Here is a 21,953-nt window from a genome sequence, read left to right as displayed (position 1 = left end):
CTCAGCCCTCCCGCGCTGCCGCGCACACCGCACGGCAGATGCGCGCCAGATCGTCGCCGCCGGTCACATACGGCGGCATCGTGTAGATCAGGTCCCGGAACGGGCGCAGCCACACGCCCTCGCGGACCGCAGCCTCGGTGGCCGCAGCCATGTTCACGTCGTGATCGAGCTGTACGACGCCGATGGCGCCCAGGACGCGTACGTCCCGCACACCCGCGATCGAACGCGCACCGGCAAGACCGTCCCGCAGCCCCGATTCCAGGCGCTTGACCTCCTGCTGCCAGTCCTGGCCGAGCAGCAGATCGATCGAGGCGAGGGCCACCGCGGCGGCCAGCGGGTTGCCCATGAACGTCGGCCCGTGCGCCAGCACCGGCACCTCGCCGCGCGAGATGCCCTCCGCCACCCGTGAGGTGCACAGCGTCGCTGCCATCGTCAGATAGCCGCCGGTCAGCGCCTTGCCGACACACATGACGTCGGGGGAGATCCCGGCGTGCCCGGCGGCGAACAGCTTCCCCGTGCGCCCGAAACCGCTGGCGATCTCGTCGAACACCAGCAGCACGTCATGCGCGTCGCATGCCCCGCGCAGCACCCGCAGATAGCCGGGGGAGTGGAACCGCATCCCGCCCGCACCCTGCACCACCGGCTCCACGATCACCGCGGCCAGCTCATCGGCATGCCGCGCGATCAGGTCCCGCAGATGCTGGACGTACACCTCATCCGGCTCTGCGTCGAAACCGCCCGGCGGTTCGTCGGCGAAGACCTGCCGGGGCAGCGCGCCCGACCACAGCCCGTGCATGCCGCCCTCGGGGTCGCACACCGACATCGGCTGCCAGGTGTCCCCGTGGTAGCCGCCGCGCCAGGTCAGCAGCCGTTTCTTCGCCGGCCGTCCGGTCGAGTGCCAGTACTGCAGGCACATCTTCACCGCGACCTCGACCGACACCGAACCGGAGTCGGCGAGGAAGACATGGCGCAGCGGCTCCGGTGTGATCTCGACGAGCCGTGCGGCCAGCCGCACGGCGGGCTCATGGGTGAGCCCGCCGAACATCACATGGCTCATCCGGTCCAGCTGGCCGCGTGCCGCCTCGTTGAGCACCGGATGGTTGTAGCCGTGCACCGCCGACCACCACGACGACATGCCGTCGATCAACTCGATCTGCCCATGGGCCGGTTCGGCGAGCCGGAGCCGTACCCCGGACGCGGATTCCACGATCAGCGGCTCCTGCCGGCCCGGCATCGGGCCGTACGGGTGCCAGACGTGGGCCCGGTCCAGGGTCCGCAACTCCGCGAGGGAGAGGGGGTCAGGCATTGGGGGCGAGATCCGTCCCCGCGCCGCGACGGCGGACCGCCACCAGATCCGTGCGCGCGGCCGGAGCCTCGGCCTCGACGGCCGCGGGCTCGTCGGCCATGTCACCGCAGGGCGCACAGCCCCCGGAGTGCCCGCCGCAACCGCTGCCGGCCTCCGGCTCGGCCCCCGCCTCCGTACGGTGCCGGGGCAGCGTCGTCGTGCCCGCGCCCTCCACCTCGAATCCGGCGTCCGCGATCATGTCCAGATCCGTCTGCCCTGCCTGGCCCTCGCTGGTCAGATAGTCGCCCAGGAAGATCGAGTTGACCAGGTGCAGCGCGAGCGGCTGCATGGAGCGCAGATGCACCTCGCGGCCGCCCGCGAGCCGGACCTCGGCATCCGGGCAGACGAACCGGACCATCGCGAGAATGCGCAGGCAGCGCTGCGGGGTGAGATTCCACTCCTTGGCGAGCGGCGTGCCCTCGAACGGGATCAGGAAGTTCACCGGAACCGAGTCCGGGTCCAGTTCGCGCAGCGAGAAGACGACATCGACCAGATCCGTGTCGCTCTCGCCCATCCCGGCGATCAGTCCGGAGCACGCGGAGAGCCCCGCCGCCTGCGCCTGCTGCACGGTCTCCACCCGGTCCGCATAGGTGTGGGTGGTGGTGATGTCCCCGTATGTCCCCTCGGACGTGTTGAGGTTGTGGTTGTACGCGTCGGCGCCCGCCGAGCGCAGCCGGCCGGCCTGCCCCTCGGAGAGCAGACCGAGGCAGGCGCACACCTCGACGCCCTGGTTCTGCTCCTTGATGGCCTCGATGGTCTGCGACACCCGGTCGACGTCCCGGTCGGTCGGACCACGGCCGCTTGCCACCAGGCAGACACGCTTCGCGCCGCCCGCCACCCCGGCGGCGGCGGCCTTCGATGCCTCGTCCGGTTTCAGCCAGGTGTACTTGAGGATCTCGGCCTTCGAGCCGAGCCGCTGGGAACAGTACGAGCAGTCCTCGGGGCAGAGCCCGGATTTGAGATTGACCAGATAGTTCAGCTTCACCCGTCGGCCGAACCACTGGCGGCGTACCTTTCCGGCCGCGGCCACCACTTCGAGCAGATCGTCGTCAGAGGTCGCCAGCACGGCGAGCGCTTCTTCGCGGGTCGGCAGCTCGCGCCGCAGCCCCTTGTCCACCAGCGTGTTCAGGAGGTCCATGGCGATGATCCTTGCCTACTCCACCGCCCGCAGCCAAGGAGGAACCGGACAACAGAGCCCGCAGAGGGTGTGTGTATTGCCACACCATGCCCGGCTGCGCCCCCGGTTAGGGTCTGTGAGCTGCCTACAAAAGGGACCGTCGCCATGCCCCTCGCCCCGTTCGACTGGATCGACGACGAGGCCCGCCGCCGTGCGGATGCCGGACTCGTCCGCACGCTCCGCCCCCGGCCCGCCGACCCGGAACTGCTGGACCTCGCGAGCAACGACTATCTGGGCCTCACCCGGCACCCTGAGGTGACCGCGGCCGCCGCCGAGGCCGCGCACCGGTGGGGTGCGGGCGCCACCGGCTCCCGGCTGGTCACCGGCTCCACCGCACTGCACGCCGAACTCGAACGTGAACTGGCCGCATTCTGCGGCTTCGAGGCAGCCCTGGTCCTCTCCTCCGGCTACGCGGCCAATCTCGCCGCGCTCACCGCCCTCACCGGCCGCGGCTCCCTGATCGTTTCCGACGCGGGCAACCACGCCTCCATCGTCGACGGCTGCCGGCTCTCCCGGGCCGAGACCGCCGTCGTACCGCATGCCGATCCCGAGGCCGTCGCCAAGGCGCTGCACGCGCACGACGGCCGTGCCCTGGCTGTCACCGACTCCGTCTTCTCCGTCGACGGCGACGCCGCACCGCTGCTCGAACTGGCCGACGTCTGCCATACGCAGGGGGCCGCGCTGCTCGTCGACGACGCGCACGGTCTGGGCGTGCTCGGGGACGGCGGGCGCGGCGCCCTCGCCGCCGCCGGTCTCGCCGGCGGCGAAGGCGTCGTAGCCACCGCCACCCTCTCCAAGTCCCTGGGCAGCCAGGGCGGAGCGGTCCTCGGACCGGCCGGGGTGATCGACCATCTGGTCAACACGGCCCGTACGTTCATCTTCGACACCGGGCTCGCACCGGCCGCCGCAGGCGCAGCTCTTGCAAGCCTGCGACTGCTGCGCCGCGAGCCGGAACGGGCGGGCAGGGCCCGGGCGGTCGCCACCGCCCTGTACGAACGACTGACCGCCGCGGGGCTGACCGCGGTTCGCCCCGACGCCGCCGTCGTTTCGGTCCGGGCGCCTTCGCCGGACGCGGCGGTGCGCTGGGCGGCCGACTGCCGCACGGCCGGGATCGTGGTGGGTTGCTTCCGCCCGCCGTCGGTCCCGGACGGCATCTCGCGGCTGCGGCTCACCGCCCGTGCCGATCTGACGGAGGCGCAGATCACGAACGCGGTGGAGACCGTCCTGCGGACCGCTCCGGCAGCCTGACCGGAGCCGCGACCCGGCCGGTCAGCCCGCCGAGCCGTCGGCCAGGCCGGAGACGAACGACTTCCAGGCCGCCGCGGAGAACCGCAGCGGGGGCCTGGACACGTCCTTGGAGTCCCGCACGGCAAGCCGTTCCGGACCGAACAGCGCGGCTTCCACGCAGTTGTTCATCCCCGTGCTGCGGCTGCTGCGCCGCCACTGTAAGGCGTGCTCTGCGAGGCAATCGGACATCGGGCCCCCTCGGGCAGTCTGAGGTTCCTAGCCGTCGCGGTCGATCGCGGCGATCAGGTCCAACGAGTGCTCCGGCGACAGCGCGTGTGCCTGCATCGTGCAGAAGGCCGAGCTGTACGCCTCAAGGTCTTCTTTCCGTTCCAGGTAGAGGCTACTCGTCAAGTGGTCGAGAACAACCACATCCAGATCAGAAGTGTTCGGAAAGGAGAAGATAACGAAAGGTCCGGTGAGGCCCATATACCCACCTACCGCGAACGGCAGCAACTGCAGTTGTACGTGGCGAAGTTGAGAAACCCGGATCAGATGGCGCAACTGATTGCGCATCACCTGGCGCCCGCCGACCTCGCGCCGCAGCACCGCCTCGTCGAGCACCGCGGTCAGCCGCAGCGGCGGATCGGTCCGCAGCACCCCCTGCCGGGCGAGCCGCACCTCCACCAGCGAGTCCAGCTGGCCGGCGGGCAGCCCGTCCAGCGACGCACGGGTGACCGCACGCGCGTAGTCGGCGGTCTGCAGGAGCCCGGGCACCACCGAGGTCTCCAGCGTGCGGGCGGTTCTGGCCTGGGACTCCAGACTGATGAAGTCCCGGTACTGGGGCGGGATGAGACCGCGGTAGGCGTGCCACCAACCGGTTCCGCCGCCGCCCGCCGAACCCGCGAGCGTCTCCAGGAGCGTCCGTAACTGCAGGTCGTCCACGCCGTAGGCATCCAGCAGCCGGCCCACATCGGCCGGTTTCACACCACTGGTACCGGTCTCGATCCGGCTCACCTTCGACTGATGCCAGCCGACCAGCCGTGCCGCGTCACGACTCGTCAGTCCGGACGTGTGGCGCAGACTCCGCAGCTCCTCCCCGAGCTTGCGGCGCCGCACCGCGGGGCCGTGCTGCATCCGCGGCCTCCCTCCCTCTCGTGCCGAGGGGCCAGTGTGCCGCCCATGCGCGGTATTCCGGGCCAGAGTTCACCGCTTCGAGCGACAGATATATGCATATCTTGGTGGATCGCCGTCACGGAGGGCAGCATCAGTGGCACTCTGGCGCGAAGCGCATCCCGGGCCGATCACGGGTCGGTCCGGGCGGGAAAAGGACGGCTCGCCATGGCAGACCATCAAGAAGCAAGTGTCACTCTGCCGAGCGAGCCGCTCTCGGTCTCCTCGGCCCGGAGATACGTGGCCAAGGTGCTCGCCGACTGGGGTCTTCCCGATGACACGGAGATCGCCGACACCATCCGGCTCATCGTCTCCGAGCTCACGACCAACGCTGTCCAGCACACCTTCGGCCAGTCGCCCACCTTCACCGTGGACCTGCGGCTGGAGCGGGAGGAACAGCTGCATCTCGGGGTGACGGACAGTCACCCCCGGTGGCCCCAACGACTGCCCGCCGCCGTGCGGCAGGACAACGGGCGCGGCATGGTGATCATCCGCTGTCTGGCCAAGGAGTGCGGTGGACGGCTCACGGTCACGCCGACCGCCGAGGGAGGCAAGACCGTGTGGATCGCGCTCCCCTGGTCGGTCACCGTCCAGACGTGACCACCGTCCCCGCCGGACCTGAACTCGGGCCGGGCCCGGACTTCGCGTCGTCGGCAGCCGGCCGTCGGGTGCGTCGCCGTCCGTCGCGACGCATGGTCACTGCACCGCAGCAGCCCGCCCGAAGCCGCCGCGCAGCAGCGCGCACAGCGTGGCAGCCGCTCCACTCGCCCCGTCGCCGTGGTGCAACACCGAGGTGGTCCGCCGGAGAGCTGCGGGTTCCAGCCGCCGCACGGACAGCGGCGTCGGCGACATCGCGGCGACCATCTCAGGCACCACCGCCACCCCGTTCCCCGCACGCCGGCTCATAGGCATGGGTCAGCGCGAGATCGACGTCGCCCGAGGTCACCGCGGCGATCCCCTCGGGCGGCTGGGGTCGCCGCGGGGATGGTGGCGCTGCCGGGTGCCGACTTCACCGTGGTCGTACGGAACGCTCTCGCCTCACGCGCGGCCGGGGCGGCCACGGCGCTCGGCGTCGCCGGGGGCTGCTCGTCCGCGCCGCGCCGGTCGTCGCCGGGCTCGCGGCGGTGCTGGTCACCGGCCCCCTGCTGCGCTGACCGGCGGAGGTGACCGGCAGCCGAAAGGCGGAGCAGACGGAAGAGACGGAAGTCAGCGGACCCGTCCGTACCAGACGCTCCTCGTCCAGATCTTCTCCAGCCGCACCACGGCACCGCTTTTCGGCGAGTGCCAGATCCTGCCCTTACCGGCGTAGATCCCCACGTGGTAGACGCTGCGCCCCCAGTGGAAGAAGACCAGATCGCCGCGTCGCCGCTGCGAGGCCGAGATGTGCCGGGTCTTGTTGTACTGCTGCTGGGCCGTGCGGGGGAGCTTCTTGCCCACCTTCTTGAAGGCGAACATCGTCAGGCCCGAACAGTCGAAACGGTGGGGGCCCGTGGCCCCGTACCGGTACGGCGATCCCTTCTTCGACGCGGCGATCTTGAGCGCCTTCGTGGAATGAGTCGCGGCCTGGGCGTCGGTCACGACGCCGGGGGCGATCACGGAGCCGCCGACGGCGGCGAGCGTCAGAACCGTGGCCGTACCGGCCCGGGTGAGCAGAGACGGGACGTGAACCTGCGCAGTCATGCGCAACCCTTCGTCAGCCGCCTGTGAAGGATGACCTGTCGGGTTCGGGCTGGCGAAGTTGCCCGGCCGCACTTGGCGGCTTCACCCCGAGGGTCGACCGGATGCCCGGTCGACCCGTTGTGCTCGGGTCCTCCACTCCTGCCGATCCACTTCTGTCGACCAGGCATCCGGGCGGCGGCAGGACTCGGCGTCCGCCCGGACCGCCCCGCCGCGGTGGCGGGGGCTTGTCGTCCCACGGATCTTGACTCACCGAGTGCCGGATTTCCGAGGATATTGAGCGATATGGGAAATTCGTCGCTATTCGCCCATCCGGGTGGGTGCGGTCGTTCCGTGAACCCGGCCGGTCGCCCCGACCGGTCCCGTACCAGCGGCGGAGCAGCAGACTCCGTTCACCGGCCATGCCGAAAGCGCAAGTTGAGCCGTCCCTCGCGCGGGGGATCTCCTACGCCGAACGAGCGAGGAATTTTGATCAGCCCGCCGGGCGTGTCGCGGAAGGGGGTTGATCAACTCGTCTGGGCAGGGGGCACGGTGACCCGTCGGGCCCGCTGCTCCCCGTCCAACACGCGAAGCGCCCGCGCCAAGGTGGCGGCGTGGATCTGTGCCTCACCGCGCTCGTGCATCAAGGCGAGTGCGTCCCGCAGGGCGCGCGCCCGCGAGGCGAGTGCTTGTGCCGCGCACAACGCGCCGTAGGTGTCGCTGCCGTGGGCGGGGTTGATCCGGCCCACCTGGTCGAGCACTTCCAGATAACAGTCGATGAACTCGCCCTCGGCGCGCGTCAGTGCGGGCAGCGGCGGGAACTCCGGTGGCTGCATCGGGTGTTCACCTCGCGCCGTTCGGCGGGAGCGACGTCTTGCGGTTCTCCAGAACGTGGTCCACCAGGCCGTACGCCTTGGCGCCCGGGGCATCGAGGATGAGATCGCGCTCGATGTCCGCGGCGATCCGTTCGGCAGTGCGCCCGGTGTGACGGGCCAGCAGGTGGGTGAGCTGCTCACGCATGCGGACCAGTTCCCGCGCCTCGATCTCCAGATCGGACGGCTGGCCCTGCAGCGGCTCGGGAAGCGCGGGCTGCTGCACGACGACCCTGGCCCCGGGGAGGGCGTGCCGCCGGCCGGGGGCGCCCGCGGCGAGCAGCAGGACCGCGCTGGAACCGGCCTGTCCGAGGCAGAAGGTCTCCATCTCGCAGGTGAGGTACTCCATCGTGTCGTAGATCGCTGCCATGGCGTCGAACGAGCCGCCGGGGGAGTTGATGTAGAGGGAGATGGGGCGGTCGGGTGCGGCGTGTTCCAGGTACATGAACTGCGCGATCAGGTCGGTGGCGGCGGTGTCGTCGACCGGGGTGCCGAGGAAGACGATCCGCTCGGCGAGCAGCTTGGAGTACGGGTCGAGGGTGCGGGTCCCGTCGGTCGTGCGCTCGGTGAACTCGGGCAGTACGTAACGGGCGGCAGGGCGGAACATGGTGAAGGCTCTCCTCCGGTGTCTGCGTCTGCGTGTGGCCTGCGCAAGTGTCTGTAAAAAATGTACAGGACGTACAGAAGGTTATGATGGGGACTATGGCCTACGAGATTCCGGTGACGCAAGCCCGAGCTGAGCTAGCCGAACTGATCAACCGCGTCGTCTACGGCGGCGAGCGAGTCGTGGTGACGCGGCACGGCAAGCCGCTGGTGGCGCTCGTTTCGGCCGCTGACCTGGAGCGACTCGAGAAGGAAGAGGCGGCTGCCGAGGAGCAGGTGATCAGTTCGGTCTCCTCGATCGGCTCCGCCGCGTCCGCTCCGGGCGAACGGCGACGCTTCGGCATTGCGGCCGAACACCGGGGACAGCGCGAGCCGGGCAACTGACGGCCGGTACACCCGCGGTGCGGTCGCCGGGTACCCCTGCCGCGACGCCACCGCGCAGACCCCGGCGGCGCCGCGCCCCGTAACGGCGCGGCTTCGGAGGGGCGCTCAGCCCGCCGGCGCAGGCGACGGCTCCGGGGTGCCGGGTGCGGGAGCCGTTGCCGCGGGCGTCCGGCGTCGGCCGCCCACGAGGACCGCGGTCAGTCCGGCCGCTGCCCACAGGCCGAGCGTCAACCCCGCGCCGCCTGCCGCACTGCCGTCGAAGAAGGCGACCGACCGCAGCAGTGACCCGCCCGCGCCCGGAGGCAGCAACTGCCCGATGGCGCCGACCGGCCGGGGCAGCAGTTCGGGTGCGCTGGTGACGCCGGAGAACGGGTTGCCCAGCAGCACCATCAGCAGGGCGCCGAGCCCCACTCCGGCCGGTCCGATCAGCGCGGCAAGCCCGGCCACGGTGGCGCCGATGGCCGGCACGGTGAGCCCGAGCACCCGGCCTCGGTCCACAAGTCGCCCGTGATCGCCCCGAGCCAGCTGTCCGTGAGGGCCGCGGAGGCGGTCAGCAGCTGCGGGCCCTTCGGTGTGATCACGACCGCGCCGTATACGACCCGGTCCCCGGTCGCGGTACGGGCCGCGGCCTCGTCGCCGAAGCGGTGGATCTCGTAGGCATCCCCGTGCTGCTCGAACTGCTGCTGGAGCCTGTCGGCGGCCGGTGCGGAGCCCGGGAAAGCGGTCCGGGTCAGCTCGCCGCCCGCCCCTGATGCGCTGATCGGCCGTGTGACGCGGACGCTGTTCGGTGCCGAGGGCCGCGGAATGGACCGACGGGTCCATGCCGGACTGATCGTGCAGGTGTGGTCCGAGACCCTGCGCAGTGAGCGGCCGGCCGCCACCCTCGGCGAGGCGTACGGAGGGCTGCGGCTGGCCCGGGCCGAGCTGGTCGAGGTCTACCGTGAGGCCGGCATGCCGGCCGTCGACGTGCCGGCCGACCATGTGGCCCGCACTCTGATCGCCACCGCCCAGGGGTTCATCGCCCAGCTGGCGATGTTCGGGGACACCGCGCCCGAGGTGCTGGAGAACGGCCTGCGCGGCCTGATGTCCATGGACCTGTAAAAGGTCAGTTAACGCGCCGGAAAAACTTCCGCCCTAACGTGCAATACCTCGCCGTGAGACACCGGCTCTGAGTTCAACAGTCTGTTGAGCGCAGTTAATGTCTCGCTGCGCCCAGGACCGGTACTGGGCGGACGACTGTGAGGTGGAAGCGTTGCAACTGACCCCGCACGAGCAAGAACGCCTGCTCATCCATGTGGCCGCCGACGTGGCGGAGAAGCGTCGGGCACGTGGACTGCGACTCAACCACCCCGAGGCGGTGGCGCTGATCACCGCGCATCTGCTGGAGGGCGCCCGCGACGGCCGTACGGTCTCCGAACTGATGGCGTCCGGGCGGAAGGTACTCACCCGCGACGACGTCATGGACGGGATCCCCGAGATGATCCACGACGTCCAGGTCGAGGCCACCTTCCCGGACGGCACCAAGCTCGTCACCGTCCATGATCCGATCGTCTGACGGGCGCCGCCGATGATCCCCGGAGAGATCCTTCACTCGGACGGGCCCGTGCCGCTCAACGCGGGCCGCCCGGTCACTCGCCTCACCGTCCTCAACGCCGCGGACCGGCCCGTCCAGGTCGGCTCGCACTACCACTTCGCCGAGGCCAACCCCGGCCTCGAATTCGACCGTCCGGCCGCCCACGGCCTGCGGCTGAACATCGCCGCCGGGACCGCGGTCCGCTTCGAGCCCGGCATCCCCGTCGACATCGAACTCGTGCCCCTCGCCGGACGGCGCATCGTCCCGGGCCTGCGCGGCGAAACCGGAGGTGCCCTCGATGGCTGAACTCAACCGCGCCGTGTACGCCGATCTGTTCGGGCCCACCACCGGCGACCGCATCCGGCTCGCCGACACCGATCTGCTCGTCGAGATCGAGGAGGACCGCTCCGGCGGCCCCGGACTCGCCGGCGACGAGGCGGTGTTCGGCGGTGGGAAGGTGATCCGCGAGTCGATGGGCCAGGCACGCACCACCCGGGCCGAAGGGGCTCCCGACACCGTCATCACCGGCGCCGTCATCATCGACCACTGGGGCATCGTCAAGGCGGACATCGGCATCCGCGACGGCCGGATCACGGGCATCGGCAAGGCCGGCAACCCGGACACGATGGACGGCGTCCACCCCGATCTCGTCATCGGCCCGGAGACCGAAATCATCGCGGGTAACGGCAAGTTCGTGACGGCCGGCGCCGTGGACGCTCACGTCCACTTCATCTCGCCGACCATCGTCGACCAGGCGCTCTCCGCCGGTGTCACCACGCTCGTCGGCGGCGGCACCGGACCGGCCGAGGGTACGAAGGCCACCACGGTCACCCCGGGCGCCTGGCACCTCGCCCGGATGTTCGATTCCCTGGAGGCCTACCCCGTCAACATCGGACTGCTCGGCAAGGGCAACACGATGTCCGGCGATGCTCTGCGGGCCCAACTGCGCGGCGGCGCGCTCGGATTCAAGATCCATGAGGACTGGGGGGCCACCCCGGCCGTCATCGATGCCTGTCTGAACGTGTGCGAGGAGAGCGGCGCTCAGCTCGCCATCCACACGGACACTCTCAACGAGGCCGGTTTCGTCGCCGACACGCTCGCCGCGATCGCCGGCCGCTCCATCCACGCGTACCACACCGAAGGCGCCGGCGGCGGGCACGCACCGGACATCATCGCCGTGGTCTCGGAGCCGTACATCCTGCCCAGCTCCACCAACCCCACCCGGCCGCACACCGTCAACACCATCGAGGAACACCTCGACATGCTGATGGTCTGTCACCACCTCAACCCGGCCGTCCCGGAGGACCTGGCGTTCGCCGAGTCGCGGATCCGGCCGTCCACCATCGCCGCCGAGGACATCCTCCACGACCTCGGAGCGATCTCGATCATCTCCTCCGACTCCCAGGCGATGGGCCGCGTCGGCGAGGTCGTTCTGCGCACCTGGCAGACCGCCCATGTGATGAAGAAGCGCCGCGGCCCCCTGCCCGGCGACGGGCGGGCCGACAATCACCGGGTGCGTCGCTATGTCGCCAAATACACCATCAACCCGGCCGTCGCCCAGGGCCTCGACCAGGAGATCGGTTCCGTCGAGACCGGCAAACTCGCGGACCTGGTGCTGTGGGACCCGGCCTTCTTCGGGGTCAAGCCACAGACCGTCATCAAGGGCGGACAGATCGCATACGCGCAGATGGGTGACGCCAACGCGTCCATCCCCACCCCGCAGCCGGTGATGCCCCGGCCGATGTTCGGCGCACTCGGCCGGGCGCCCGCCGCCAACTCGTTCAACTTCGTGGCGAGCGCGGCCATCGAGGACGGGCTGCCGGAACGCCTCGGACTCGGCAAACGGTTCGTGCCCATCACCAGCACCCGGGGGGTCACCAAGGCGGACATGCGCGAGAACGACGCGCTGCCGCGGGTCCAGGTCGATTCCGACAGCTTCGCCGTGACTATCGACGGCGAACCGGTCGAACCCGCACCCGCCGCCGAACTCCCCATGGCCCAGCGCTACTTCCTCTTCTGAAACAGGCCATGTGATGAGCCGCGCAGCACTGCTCGTCCTCGCCGACGGCCGGTTCCCCGCCGGGGGTCACGCCCACTCCGGTGGCGCCGAACCGGCCGTCGCGGCAGGACGCATCCGTAACGCCGAGGACCTCGCCGCTTTCTGCCGAGGCCGCCTGCACACCACCGGACTCACCTCCGCGGCACTCGCCGCGGCGGCCGCCCACGGCCTCGACCCGCTCGCGCTCGACGAGGCCGCCGATGCCCGCACCCCGTCACCCGCGCTGCGCGCGGTCGCGCGCAGGCTCGGCCGTCAGCTGATGCGGGCCGCCCGTGCCACCTGGCCCAGCCCCGAACTCGCCGCGCTCGCGGAGGCCCGGCCGCGCGGCGCCCACCAGCCCGTGGTGCTCGGCCTCACCGCACGCGCGGCGGGTCTCGGACCCGAGGACGCGGCGCACTGCGTCGCGTACGAAACGGTCAGCGGACCGGCCACCGCGGTGGTCCGGCTGCTCTCCCTGAACCCCTTCGAGGCCACCGCCGTCCTCGCCCGCCTCGCACCCGAACTCGACCGGGTCGCGGAACAGGCCGCCGCCGCCGTGCACCAGGGCATCGACGCGCTGCCCGCAGCCTCCGCACCGCTGCTCGACATCACCGCCGAGGCGCACGCCGCCTGGCCGGTCCGCCTGTTCGCCTCATAGGACCACTCGCACCGCACCCCTCAGGAGCCGCACCCCATGCACCTCGGCCACTCCCACGGCGGCCCGGCCGCCATCAGCGCCGACGCCGCACGCCCCGACGGCACCCGCCGCGCCCTGCGCATTGGGCTCGGCGGACCGGTCGGCTCCGGCAAGACGGCGACCGTCGCAGCGCTCTGCCGCACGCTGCGCGACGAGCTGTCCATCGCCGTCGTCACCAATGACATCTACACCCGCGAGGACGCCGCGTTCCTGCTGCGCAACGCCGTGCTGCCGCCCGAGCGCATCCAGGCCGTCGAGACCGGCGCCTGCCCGCACACCGCCATCCGCGACGACATCTCCGCCAACCTCGAAGCCGTCGAGGACCTGGAGGACACCGTCGGCCCCCTCGATCTGATCCTCGTCGAGTCCGGCGGCGACAACCTCACCGCGACCTTCTCCAAAGGCCTGGTCGACGCTCAGATCTTCGTCATCGACGTGGCGGGCGGCGACGACATCCCACGCAAGGGCGGACCCGGTGTCACCACCTCCGACCTCCTCGTGATCAACAAGACCGACCTCGCCCCGTACGTCGGCTCCGATCTGGACCGGATGGCCCTGGACGCCGCGGAGCAGCGCGGCACACTCCCCGTCGTCTTCACCTCCCTCACCTCTGGTGAGGGCGTCACGCCCGTCGCGGAGTGGGTGCGGGCGCAGCTCGCCGCCTGGACCGCATGAGCGTCCGCGCGACCGCCCGGATCGCCGCCGTCCCCGATGGCCGCGGCGCCACGGCTCTCCCCGTCCTCGAGAGCGACGGGCCGCTCGCCCTGCGCCGGACCAGGGCCACCGTCGCACCGTGCGCCCGGGTCACCGTAGTCGGCGCGATGAGCGCACCGCTGGGCGGCGACCGCCTCGCCATCGAAGCACGGATCGAGGACGGCGCCCGGCTCACCGTGGACTCCGCGGCGGCGACAGTGGCGCTGCCCGGCCCCGGACCGGAGGTCCAACCAGCCACATACGACATCGAGCTGCAGGTGGGGGACGGGGCTGAGCTCAACTGGCTTCCGGAGCAGCTCATTTCCGCGAACGGCAGCGAGCTGCGCATGACCACCAGGGTCGAACTCGCAGCGACCGCACGGCTGGTGCTGCGCGAGGAACTGATCCTAGGCCGCCACGGCGAGGCCCCCGGCACGCTCACCAGCCGCCTCACCGTCCACCGGGCCGGTCGCCCGCTGCTCGATCAGCAAGTGGCGTACGGGCCGGGGGCACCCGGTGGCTGGGACGGTGGCGCCGTGCTCGGCGGACATCATGCGGTCGGCCAACTCCTCGTCGTGGAACCGGCATTCGAGGACAAGTGCCCCGCTACGAGGCTGCTGGGGCCGACCGCCGTGCTCACCCGGCTTGTCGGCCCCGCGGTGCTGGTGACCGCCGTGGCCCCCGACGCGCGACTGTTGCGCATCGTTCTGGACGGTGCGCTGGACGAGGTACTGGGCGGCTGACGCGGATGCGCACCGCTCAGCGGGACACGGGTGTCCGGTTATCGATTCGGTAAAGAAGTGCGTGTACGGCCTGTTCTCAGGAACCCCACAGGCGACAGGATCCGCGGGAGGTCTCGATGTGAACAGCGCTGCCAATCGCGGCGCTGCAGACAATGGGGGAGGTTCCACTTGAGACGCACAGCAGTGCTCGGCTCGGCCGGCACTCTGATCGCGGGCACGCTCATAGCGGGCGCGATAGCCGCACCGACGGCCACAGCCGACGGCCGCCACCACAGCGGTTCGGAGGCGCGCGGCGTCCAGATCGCGGCCGCACGGGCGGCCCACACCGGTATCGACTGGAAGGACTGCCCGGCCGACTGGGCCCTGGCCACTCCGATCCAGTGCGGCTGGGTGACCGTACCGCTCGACTACGCCAAGCCCCACGGCAAGCAGATCAAGCTCGCCGTCGACCGGCACGTCAGCACCGGTACGAAGGAGGAGCGGCAGGGCGCGCTGCTCTACAACCCGGGCGGTCCCGGCGGCTCCGGGCTGCGGTTCCCCACCCGGATCACCAACAAGAACCCGCTGTGGACGAAGGCCGCGAAGGCGTACGACTTCGTCGGCTTCGATCCCCGCGGTGTCGGCCACTCGGCGCCGATCTCCTGCGTCGACCCGCAGGAGTTCGTGAAGGCCCCGAAGGCCGACCCGGTACCCGACAGCGAGGCCGACAAGCGCGCCCAGCGCAAGCTCGCCGCCGAGTACGCGGACGGCTGCGCCGAGCGCAGCGGCGACATGCTGCCGCACATGACCACGCCGAACACCGCGCGCGACCTGGATGTCATCCGCGCCGCGCTCGGTGAGAAGAAGCTCAACTTCCTGGGCGTCTCCTACGGCACCTACCTGGGGGCGGTCTACGGCACGCTGTTCCCGGACCACGTCCGGCGCATGGTCGTCGACAGCGTCGTCAACCCGGCGAAGGACAACATCTGGTACGAGGCCAACCTCAACCAGGACATCGCCTTCCAGCAGCGCTGGGACGACTGGACGGCGTGGGTCGCCAAGAACGACGCGGCCTTCCACATCGGCACCACGCCGGCCCAGGTCGAGGATGAGTGGCTGAAGCTGCGCGCTTCGGCCAAGAAGAGCCCGATCGGCGGCGTCGTCGGACCCGCCGAACTCATCGGCTTCTTCCAGAACGCGCCGTACTACGACTCCACCTGGGTGCTCGTCGCCCGGACCTGGAGCGACTACCGGGCGGGCGACACCCAGGCGCTCGTCGACGCCGCGGGCCCCGACATGTCGGATCTCGCAGGGAACGCCTCCTCGGAGAACGGCAACGCCGTGTACACGGCTGTCGAGTGCGCGGACGCCAAGTGGCCCACCAGCTGGCAGAAGTGGGACCGCGACAACACCCGGCTGCACAAGGACTACCCGTTCATGACCTGGGCCAACGCCTGGATGAACCTGCCCTGTGCGACCTGGTCGGCCAAGCAGCAGACCCCGCTGGAGGTCAAGACCGGCAGGGGCCTGCCGCCGGTGCTGATCGTGCAGTCCACGCGTGACGCCGCCACTCCGTACGAGGGCGCCGTCGAGCTGCACAAGCGCTTCAAGGGCTCGCGTCTGATCACCGAGAAGGACGCCGGCTCGCACGGTGTCACGGGCCTGGTCAACCCCTGCATCAACGACCGGGTGGACACCTACCTGCTCACCGGGCAGACCGACCGGCAGGACGTGACGTGCACCCCGCACGCCACCCCGAAGCCGTAATCGGCTGAGTGATGGGGACGGGCGGCCGGACGAGCACCACCGGCCGCCCGTCTCGCCGTACGGCCCGGCCCTACCGCGAGGTCAGTCCCCGGTCGTACCGCTCCAGCCAGGCGTCCTCCGCCTCATAGGCGAACAGACCCTCGCCGTAAGCCCGCAGCATCGCCGGGAAGGCGTCCCGCCAGTCCCGGCCGTCCAGCTGCCCGACGAGCCACTCGACGGTCTCCGGCAGCGACTCCGCATAGCCCGTCACCGGCCGGTAGCCGAGCTCCTTCGCGGCAGCTGTCATGTCGTACACGATGGGGTGGGCACTGCTCCACGGCGTCTCGCCGACCTCGCCCACCGGCGGTGCTCCGTCCACCAGCACCGTCTCCGTCTCCCGGCCGAGCACCCCGTCGATCGCCGATGCGATCTCCGCGGTCGTCGGCGCCTGCGGATCAGCCGCGTTGAGCACCCTTGTCCCGGGCTGCCCGGCGGCGAGCCGGATCAGCTCGGCCACGTTGGACACGTGGACCGGATGGAAACGGCTCGTGCCGTTGTACGCGAGCACCCGTCGTCCGCGCCCGTCCAGCAGCCGCTTCACGAAGTACAGCTCGCGCGGCGAGCGGCAGTACGGGCCATGGACCGCACCGGCCCGCAGCAGCGTCACCGGCAGGACGTCACCCGCCGCCAGCAGATCCCGCTCCAGCCGGATCTTCCTGGTCCCGTACGTGGCGTCCCCGGGCGCCACCGTGCGTTGTGTCTCCGGGATCGGCACCGGGTACCGCGGTGCCTTGTCGGGCTCGCCCTGGGTGTCGAAGCTGCGGCCGCGATCGTCCTCGTACACCGCACCGCTGGAGATGACCACGGCCGAACCTATCCGGTCGGCGAGCCCGGTCAGCTGCCGGGCGTGCTGCTCGCCGTACGCCACCATGTCGACCAGTACGTCACAACCGTCTCCCAGCGCCGCAGCGAGCGCCCCCTCCTCGTCCCGGTCGAGGGCCGTCGTCCGTACGCCGTCGGCCCATCGCTCGTCCCGCCCGCCGCCGCGCGAGGCCGCCGTCACCTCCCAGCCGTCCTCGACGAGCGCCCGCACCGCGGCGCGCCCGATCTGTCCCATCGCTCCGAGAACCCATGCGTGTCCCTTGCTCATGCGAGGAACGCTAGGCGGAGGCGGACCCGTTGGGCCAGGCGAGTTCGCCGATCGCGGATTCGCGGTCAGCGTCGCAGCTTCGGGAACTTCTTCGTCTGTTCGGCCTGCCCGGCCTTCACCTTGGCCGCGTACTCGTCGACGTACTCCTGACCGGAGAGCCCGAGGATTGCGTACATGATCTCGTCGGTGACCGCCCGGATCGCCGCCTTCTGATTCTCCATCCCGGCATAGCGGGAGAATTCCAACGGCTCACCGAAGCGGATGGTGACCTGCTTGATCCGCGGGACGACCTTGCCGGGAGGCTGGATCTCGAACGTACCGACCATCGCGCACGGCACCACCGGCACCTGCGCCTTGATCGCCATCACCGCGACACCGACCTTGCCCTTGTAGAGCCGGCCGTCGTGCGAACGGGTGCCCTCCGGATAGATCCCGAGCAGTTCGCCCTTGCTCAGCACCCCGAGCCCCTCACGGATTGCGGCCTGCCCCGCATCCTTGCCGGACCGGTCCACCGGGATCTGCCCGGCGCTGTGGAAGAACGCGGCGGTCAGTCTTCCCTTCAGCCCCGGGCCGGTGAAGTACTCCGCCTTGGCGAGGAACGTGATGCGCCGTTTGATGATCGCGGGCATCAGGAAATGGTCGGAGAACGACAGATGGTTGCCGGCGACGATTGCCGCGCCCTCCTCCGGAATGTGCTCCAGGCCCTCGATCCTGGGCCGGAACAGCAACCGCAGCAACGGCCCCAGAATGACGTATTTGAGCACGTAGTAGAACACGGTGGCTCTCCCATCCCTACCGGATCGGCTCTGGGGCAGCGTTCTGCCAGGTCACGGTATGAATCTACCGAGTCAAGCGATTTCCATGCCTGTTCGACTGCCGCCGGGCCGACCGGACTCGTGCCGGCTCCGGGCCGGCTTGCGCGATGGCGTTTCAGATCCTGGCTCCGGGGCCTGGCGCATGCAGCCTGTTGCGGCGATCGATCGTAGCCCGATCAGCCGCGCAGGACCTCGCCCGGTACCCAGGCGGTTGAGCCCTGCCCGGACGGAACAGGAGCGAGCGGAGAACTCTCCCGGAGCGCGAGACCGAGACAGGACTCGCCGCAATGGAAGCGGCGGAAAATCCGGTGCCCCGCTCACGTCGGGTTCACTACACTCACGTCGAACCGCGCGCCACAACAACATCCCGGCGCGCGCCGTGACGAGTGAGGGGAGACCGGCCGTGCGTTACCGCATCGCTGTTGTTGTTCCCCCGTCACGGTACGAGGTGATCCTGGTGTCTTCATGTGCCCGGTTCCGGCTGCGCGGCCGGTACCGGATGTCCGTGACGGACAACTGACCCCTGATTGAACGGTGTTGAGCCGCCCGGGCGGCCAACTTCCGATGCGGTGCGCCGCATCAGGGGTTTCTGCATGGCCTGACCGCAGGCCAGTTCGTCCGGAGATCGCGCCGCCCCCGTTCCGGATCACCCCGAAAGGCCATGGGCCGTGCGTACCGACCTGCACCGTCATCTCACCAGTCCGCTGACCGGCGTTCGCAATCTGGGCATCCTCGCCCACGTCGATGCCGGCAAGACCACCCTCACCGAGCGGATCCTCTACCTCACCGGTGCCACCCACAAGCGCGGCGAGGTCCACGACGGGACGACCGTCACCGACTTCGATCCCCAGGAACGCGATCGCGGGATCACCATCTTTGCCGCTGCGGTGAGCTGTGCCTGGGACGGCCACCGGATCAATCTGATCGACACCCCGGGCCACGTCGACTTCTCCGACGAGGTGGAGCGCTCGCTACGGGTGCTCGACGGCGCGATCGCGGTGTTCGACGCTGTCGCGGGAGTCGAACCGCAGAGCGAGTCGGTATGGCGGCAGGCCGATCGGCACGAGGTGCCGCGGATCGCCTTCGTCAACAAGCTGGACCGTGCCGGTGCCGACCTCGACACGGCGGTTGCGTCGATACGGGAGCGGCTGCACACGGTCCCGCTGGTGGTCCAGCTGCCGATCGGTAAGGAGGACGGGTTCACCGGAGTGGTGGATCTGCTGCGTATGCGGGCACTGGTCTGGGCCGATGGCCGCGGTACGCCCGACGAGAGTCGGGTGCCGGACGCCCTGCTGGAAGAAGCGCACCGGCGCCGACGGCTGCTGGAGGAGACGGTGGCGGAACTTCATCCGGTCGCGTTGGAGGAGTTCTGTGCGGAGTCGAAGGTCTCTGCACAGACCCTGGCCGCCGCGCTGCGCGACCTCACCCGTACCGGTGAGGGCGTGGTGGTGTTGTGCGGGTCGGCCTACCGCAACCGCGGGGTCGAGCCGCTGCTGGAGGCCGTCGTGGGCTACCTGCCCTCGCCGCTGGACGTGCCGGCAGTACGCGGCACCCTGGACGGCGCGGTGCAGGAGAGGGTCGCCGACCCGGCGGCGCCCTTTGCCGCGCTGGCCTTCAAGGTGAGCTCGACCGCCACGGGGCGGCTGACCTACCTGCGGGTGTATTCGGGAACGATCCGGAAGGGGGACATGGTGCTGGACGTGGGCGCCCGGCGCACCGAGCGAGTCGGCCGGATCCTGCGGATGCAGGCCGGGCGGCACGCGGACGTGGACCGGGCGGTGGCCGGGGACATCGTCGCGGTGGTCGGGCTGAAAGCCGCCCGCGCCGGTGCCACCCTGTGCACACCCGCGGCACCGCTGGTTCTCGAACCGCCTTCCGTGGCCGCTCCGGTCGTCTCCGTAGCGGTCGAGGCCCGCAGGAGCATGGATACCGACCGCTTGGTGTCGGCGCTGGTGCGACTGGTCGAGGAGGACCCTTCACTGTCGGTCCGGACCGACCCCGAGACCGGCCAGACGGTGCTGTCAGGAATGGGGGAACTGCATCTGGAGGTCGCGGTGGAGAAGATCCGTCGTGCTCACGGGCTGGACGTCGGCGTCGGCCGGCCGCAGGTGGCCTACCGGGAGACGGTCGCCCGAGGGGTGTCCGGACTGGTGTACCGGCACGTCAAGCAGGACGGAGGCGCCGGCCAGTTCGCTCACGTCGTACTCGACACGGAGCCGCTGGAAGCCGCCGGTGACAACGACACGGGCCGTGCGGTGGACTTCGTCTTCCGATCGACCGTCGTCGGTGGACGCGTACCGCAGGAGTACGTGCGGGCGGTGGAAGCCGGGTGCCGGGACGCTCTGGCCGAGGGCCCCCTCGGCGGTCACCCGGTGACCGGACTGCGGGTCACGCTGACCGACGGGGCCACCCATTCCAAGGACTCCTCGGAGATGGCGTTCCGGACGGCCGGACGGCTCGCGCTCCGGGAGGCACTGCGCGGCAGCGTGATGGTGCTGCTGGAACCGGTGGTGGAGGTCACGGTCACCGTGCCCGACGACGCCGTGGGCGGGGTGCTCGGTGACCTGGCGGCACGGCGCGGCCGGGTCTCGGGCTCGACCACGCGCGCAGGCACGGCAGTGATCACCGCGACCGTGCCGCTGGCCGAGCTGTTCGGCTATGCGACCCGGCTGCGCAGCCGGACCCAGGGCCGGGGAACGTTCACCACCCGCGCCACCGGCTACGCCCCGGCGCCGAGTGCGGTGCTCCGCGCGACACCGCCCCGGTAGCCCACAAGGATGGCCCCGCCCGTACGCGGGCGGGGCCATCGCCGCCGTCCGGCGTACGGGCCCGGCCGAAGCTGCTCCGGCCGGGCCCGTACAGGGACCCGGGAGGGGTATCCGCTCAGGTGTCGCGCGTAGCGGCCATCCCCAGGGTGATCAGCCCGAGCACCACCCAGCCGAACCAGAGCCAGCCGTTGCTCCCCAGCGCCACTGTGTAGGCGGTGACCGCCACCAGGGTTCCGACGGTGAGCATCCCCATCGTCTTCGTGGATCCGGACATGCGCGCACCCTCCTCGTCGGCCGCGCGGCCGTGGACCCCATCGTCACCCGGAAGGTGTGTCCACCGCTACTGTCCGCGCGCCTGCAACGAGGCGAGGTAGGCGTTGTACGCCTTCAGCTCCTGGTCGCCGTCCCGGTCGGCGGCGCGGTCCGTGCGCCTCGCCGTCCGCTGCTCCGACCGGTACCACTGGAAGACCAGCGCGATCAGCACCAGCACCGAAGGGATCTCACTGAACGCCCAGGCGATGCCGCCCGCCCAGTTCTGGTCGCTCAGCGCGTCGATGCCGAGCGAAGCCGGCGGATGGTTGTACGTCTCCACCATCGGTGAGGTCGCCATCATCAGCGCGATGCCGAAGAAGGCGTGGAACGGCATGCCCGCGAACAGCTCCAGCATCCGCATCACATAGCCGGGCCGGTGCGGGCCCGGGTCGACGCCCATGATCGGCCAGAAGAAGACCAGGCCGACCGCGAGGAAGTGCACCATCATCGCGAGGTGCCCGGTCTTCGAGCCCATCAGGAAGTCGAACAGCGGGGTGAAGTAGAGCGCGTACAGGCTGGCGATGAAGAGCGGGATGGTGAACACCGGATGCGTGATGATCTTCATGTACCGGCTGTGCAGCAGCATGAGCAGCAGCTCGCGCGGGCCCGTCCGGCCCCGGCCGGCGACGGGCAGGGCGCGCAGCGCCAATGTCACCGGGGCGCCCAGCAGCAGCAGGATCGGCGACAGCATGCTGATCACCATGTGCTGCACCATGTGCACGCTGAACATGACCATGCCGTAGTCGTTGAGCCTGGTGCACATGACCAGGGCGACGGTCAGCACGCCGATGACGAAGAAGATCGTCCGGCCGACGGGCCAGCTGTCGCCGCGTCTGCGCAGCCGCAGCACGCCGTACCCGTACAGGCCGAGCGCCAGGACACAGCCGATCAGGAAGAACGGGTCCGCGGAGAAGGCGAGCCCACGTCCCAGCGTGAACGGCGGCAGATCCATGTTCATGCCGTGCCCGCTGTGATCCATCTGTTCACTCCCGCTGGGGACGTCCC

Annotated in this window: 24 protein-coding genes, 2 pseudogenes and 1 riboswitch; of the genes and pseudogenes, 13 read left to right on the top strand and 13 right to left on the bottom strand. The window is 70.4% G+C overall.

Going from position 1 to position 21,953, the window contains the following annotated elements; translation table 11 throughout:
* Position 1: 1 nt before the first annotated feature.
* Complete coding sequence (locus ABZV38_RS18840; protein ID WP_356328327.1) at positions 2–1,306, bottom strand: adenosylmethionine--8-amino-7-oxononanoate transaminase; 1,305 nt, start codon at positions 1,304–1,306, stop codon at positions 2–4.
* The gene (gene bioB, locus ABZV38_RS18835) at positions 1,299–2,483 is read right to left on the bottom strand and encodes a biotin synthase BioB (protein ID WP_356328326.1); all 1,185 of its coding nucleotides are present in this window, start codon (positions 2,481–2,483) and stop codon (positions 1,299–1,301) included. The genes ABZV38_RS18840 and bioB overlap by 8 nt, the downstream gene beginning before the upstream one ends.
* Positions 2,484–2,627: 144 nt before the next feature.
* Between bioB and ABZV38_RS18830 the strand changes: the two genes are divergently transcribed.
* Positions 2,628–3,770, top strand: a complete 1,143-nt coding sequence (locus tag ABZV38_RS18830) for an 8-amino-7-oxononanoate synthase (protein ID WP_356328325.1) — start codon at positions 2,628–2,630, stop codon at positions 3,768–3,770.
* Between the two features lie 21 nt (positions 3,771–3,791).
* On the opposite strand, the gene ABZV38_RS18825 is transcribed toward ABZV38_RS18830, so the two are convergent.
* On the bottom strand, positions 3,792–3,998 hold the full coding sequence (locus ABZV38_RS18825) for a DUF397 domain-containing protein (RefSeq protein WP_356328323.1): 207 nt from the start codon (positions 3,996–3,998) through the stop codon (positions 3,792–3,794).
* A gap of 27 nt (positions 3,999–4,025) precedes the next feature.
* Complete coding sequence (locus tag ABZV38_RS18820) at positions 4,026–4,883, bottom strand: helix-turn-helix transcriptional regulator (RefSeq protein WP_356328321.1); 858 nt, start codon at positions 4,881–4,883, stop codon at positions 4,026–4,028.
* 204 nt (positions 4,884–5,087) lie between these two features.
* Here ABZV38_RS18820 and ABZV38_RS18815 point away from each other — a divergent pair, with 204 nt between their 5' ends.
* On the top strand, positions 5,088–5,519 hold the full coding sequence (locus ABZV38_RS18815; RefSeq protein ID WP_356328319.1) for an ATP-binding protein: 432 nt from the start codon (positions 5,088–5,090) through the stop codon (positions 5,517–5,519).
* A 96-nt stretch (positions 5,520–5,615) separates the two neighbouring features.
* On the opposite strand, the gene ABZV38_RS18810 is transcribed toward ABZV38_RS18815, so the two are convergent.
* Positions 5,616–5,792 carry a hypothetical protein gene (locus tag ABZV38_RS18810; RefSeq protein WP_356328318.1) on the bottom strand — a complete coding sequence of 59 codons (177 nt, stop codon included), beginning with the start codon at positions 5,790–5,792 and terminating at the stop codon, positions 5,616–5,618.
* Between the two features lie 111 nt (positions 5,793–5,903).
* Here ABZV38_RS18810 and ABZV38_RS18805 point away from each other — a divergent pair.
* Positions 5,904–6,067: pseudogene (locus tag ABZV38_RS18805) on the top strand (LysE family translocator); the annotation flags it as partial.
* A gap of 58 nt (positions 6,068–6,125) precedes the next feature.
* Here the strand turns inward: ABZV38_RS18805 and ABZV38_RS18800 are convergent.
* The 3 genes from ABZV38_RS18800 to ABZV38_RS18790 all read right to left on the bottom strand — a co-directional run bounded on the left by ABZV38_RS18800 (position 6,126) and on the right by ABZV38_RS18790 (position 8,054).
* The gene (locus tag ABZV38_RS18800; protein WP_356328316.1) at positions 6,126–6,599 is read right to left on the bottom strand and encodes a C40 family peptidase; all 474 of its coding nucleotides are present in this window, start codon (positions 6,597–6,599) and stop codon (positions 6,126–6,128) included.
* 3 nt (positions 6,600–6,602) lie between these two features.
* Positions 6,603–6,783, bottom strand: a riboswitch (cyclic di-AMP (ydaO/yuaA leader).
* Between the two features lie 319 nt (positions 6,784–7,102).
* Complete coding sequence (locus ABZV38_RS18795) at positions 7,103–7,411, bottom strand: hypothetical protein (RefSeq protein WP_356328314.1); 309 nt, start codon at positions 7,409–7,411, stop codon at positions 7,103–7,105.
* Positions 7,412–7,418: 7 nt separating this feature from the next.
* Positions 7,419–8,054 (bottom strand): ATP-dependent Clp protease proteolytic subunit, encoded by a 636-nt coding sequence (locus tag ABZV38_RS18790; protein WP_356328313.1) that lies wholly within the window; start codon positions 8,052–8,054, stop codon positions 7,419–7,421.
* Between the two features lie 95 nt (positions 8,055–8,149).
* On the opposite strand from ABZV38_RS18790, the gene ABZV38_RS18785 reads away from it, so the two are divergent.
* The gene (locus tag ABZV38_RS18785) at positions 8,150–8,434 is read left to right on the top strand and encodes a type II toxin-antitoxin system Phd/YefM family antitoxin (protein WP_356328311.1); all 285 of its coding nucleotides are present in this window, start codon (positions 8,150–8,152) and stop codon (positions 8,432–8,434) included.
* Positions 8,435–8,539: 105 nt separating this feature from the next.
* Here the strand turns inward: ABZV38_RS18785 and ABZV38_RS18780 are convergent.
* Positions 8,540–9,195: pseudogene (locus ABZV38_RS18780) on the bottom strand (hypothetical protein).
* Positions 9,196–9,202: 7 nt separating this feature from the next.
* Here ABZV38_RS18780 and ABZV38_RS18775 point away from each other — a divergent pair.
* From ABZV38_RS18775 to ABZV38_RS18740, 8 genes are all read left to right on the top strand, one after another.
* Complete coding sequence (locus ABZV38_RS18775) at positions 9,203–9,535, top strand: hypothetical protein (protein WP_356328381.1); 333 nt, start codon at positions 9,203–9,205, stop codon at positions 9,533–9,535.
* A gap of 151 nt (positions 9,536–9,686) precedes the next feature.
* Positions 9,687–9,989 (top strand): urease subunit gamma, encoded by a 303-nt coding sequence (locus tag ABZV38_RS18770; protein ID WP_176902329.1) that lies wholly within the window; start codon positions 9,687–9,689, stop codon positions 9,987–9,989.
* 12 nt (positions 9,990–10,001) lie between these two features.
* Positions 10,002–10,313 (top strand): urease subunit beta, encoded by a 312-nt coding sequence (locus tag ABZV38_RS18765; RefSeq protein WP_356328309.1) that lies wholly within the window; start codon positions 10,002–10,004, stop codon positions 10,311–10,313.
* Positions 10,306–12,027, top strand: a complete 1,722-nt coding sequence (locus ABZV38_RS18760) for an urease subunit alpha (RefSeq protein ID WP_356328308.1) — start codon at positions 10,306–10,308, stop codon at positions 12,025–12,027. The genes ABZV38_RS18765 and ABZV38_RS18760 overlap by 8 nt, the downstream gene beginning before the upstream one ends.
* A gap of 13 nt (positions 12,028–12,040) precedes the next feature.
* Positions 12,041–12,703 carry an urease accessory UreF family protein gene (locus ABZV38_RS18755; RefSeq protein ID WP_356328306.1) on the top strand — a complete coding sequence of 221 codons (663 nt, stop codon included), beginning with the start codon at positions 12,041–12,043 and terminating at the stop codon, positions 12,701–12,703.
* 36 nt (positions 12,704–12,739) lie between these two features.
* Positions 12,740–13,417 (top strand): urease accessory protein UreG, encoded by a 678-nt coding sequence (gene ureG, locus ABZV38_RS18750; RefSeq protein WP_356328304.1) that lies wholly within the window; start codon positions 12,740–12,742, stop codon positions 13,415–13,417.
* On the top strand, positions 13,414–14,178 hold the full coding sequence (locus ABZV38_RS18745; protein WP_356328302.1) for an urease accessory protein UreD: 765 nt from the start codon (positions 13,414–13,416) through the stop codon (positions 14,176–14,178). The genes ureG and ABZV38_RS18745 overlap by 4 nt, the downstream gene beginning before the upstream one ends.
* A 168-nt stretch (positions 14,179–14,346) precedes the next feature.
* Positions 14,347–15,924, top strand: a complete 1,578-nt coding sequence (locus ABZV38_RS18740; RefSeq protein WP_356328300.1) for an alpha/beta hydrolase — start codon at positions 14,347–14,349, stop codon at positions 15,922–15,924.
* A 70-nt stretch (positions 15,925–15,994) separates the two neighbouring features.
* Here ABZV38_RS18740 and ABZV38_RS18735 read toward each other — a convergent pair whose 3' ends face one another.
* Both ABZV38_RS18735 and ABZV38_RS18730 read right to left on the bottom strand, forming a co-directional pair.
* Positions 15,995–17,053, bottom strand: a complete 1,059-nt coding sequence (locus ABZV38_RS18735; RefSeq protein ID WP_356328298.1) for an NAD-dependent epimerase/dehydratase family protein — start codon at positions 17,051–17,053, stop codon at positions 15,995–15,997.
* A gap of 65 nt (positions 17,054–17,118) precedes the next feature.
* The gene (locus ABZV38_RS18730; RefSeq protein ID WP_356328297.1) at positions 17,119–17,829 is read right to left on the bottom strand and encodes a lysophospholipid acyltransferase family protein; all 711 of its coding nucleotides are present in this window, start codon (positions 17,827–17,829) and stop codon (positions 17,119–17,121) included.
* 707 nt (positions 17,830–18,536) lie between these two features.
* Here ABZV38_RS18730 and fusA point away from each other — a divergent pair.
* On the top strand, positions 18,537–20,636 hold the full coding sequence (gene fusA / locus ABZV38_RS18725) for an elongation factor G (protein WP_356328295.1): 2,100 nt from the start codon (positions 18,537–18,539) through the stop codon (positions 20,634–20,636).
* Positions 20,637–20,751: 115 nt separating this feature from the next.
* On the opposite strand, the gene ABZV38_RS18720 is transcribed toward fusA, so the two are convergent.
* The gene (locus ABZV38_RS18720) at positions 20,752–20,910 is read right to left on the bottom strand and encodes a hypothetical protein (RefSeq protein ID WP_356328294.1); all 159 of its coding nucleotides are present in this window, start codon (positions 20,908–20,910) and stop codon (positions 20,752–20,754) included.
* A gap of 66 nt (positions 20,911–20,976) precedes the next feature.
* A complete protein-coding gene (locus ABZV38_RS18715) occupies positions 20,977–21,927 on the bottom strand; it encodes a cytochrome c oxidase assembly protein (RefSeq protein WP_356328293.1) in 951 nt (316 codons plus the stop codon).
* Between the last annotated feature and the right edge of the window lie 26 nt (positions 21,928–21,953).

Source organism: Streptomyces sp. NPDC005181 (assembly GCF_040608395.1).
Classification (GTDB): Bacteria; Actinomycetota; Actinomycetes; order Streptomycetales; family Streptomycetaceae; genus Streptomyces.
This window is presented reverse-complemented; position numbering and strand designations above follow the sequence as displayed.